The organism is Methylobacterium sp. WL6, from assembly GCF_008040095.1.
Taxonomy (GTDB): domain Bacteria; phylum Pseudomonadota; class Alphaproteobacteria; order Rhizobiales; family Beijerinckiaceae; genus Methylobacterium.
Genome location: NZ_VRVH01000697.1, coordinates 1 through 429 on the forward strand (window position 1 = coordinate 1; position 429 = coordinate 429).

Sequence of the window (429 nt, forward strand, 5' to 3'; positions counted from 1 at the left end):
GCCGCCGCTCGGCCTCGACCTCGGCCCGCTGCCGGCCCGCGCGGCGGTGGCCGACATCGTCTACGTGCCGCTGGAGACGCCGCTGCTTGCCGCCGCCCGCGCCCGCGGCCTTGCCGCCGTCGACGGGCTCGGGATGCTGCTGCACCAGGCCGTGCCCGGCTTCGAAGCCTGGTTCGGCGTGCGCCCGGCGGTGACGGAGGCCCTGCGCGCCGTCGTCGTGGCCGACCTGCCGGGATAGATTGGCCTGGATGAGCGACACCGCGCGCAAAAAACCGTTCGTGCTCGGGCTCACCGGCTCGATCGGCATGGGAAAGTCCGCCACCGCGGCGATGTTCGCCGCCCGCTTCGTGCCGGTGCACGACGCCGACGCGGCGGTGCATGCGCTCTACGGGCCGGGCGGCGCGGCGGCCGAGGCGATCGGCGCCGCCT

General features: G+C 76.0%; 1 protein-coding gene and 1 pseudogene. Both read left to right on the forward strand.

The features are described from left to right. Window positions 1-238, forward strand: a pseudogene (locus FV230_RS29220) (shikimate dehydrogenase); the annotation flags it as partial. Window positions 239-248: 10 nt separating this feature from the next. Then, on the forward strand, window positions 249-429 hold a 181-nt coding region (locus FV230_RS29225), incomplete at its 3' end, for a dephospho-CoA kinase (RefSeq protein ID WP_147844823.1).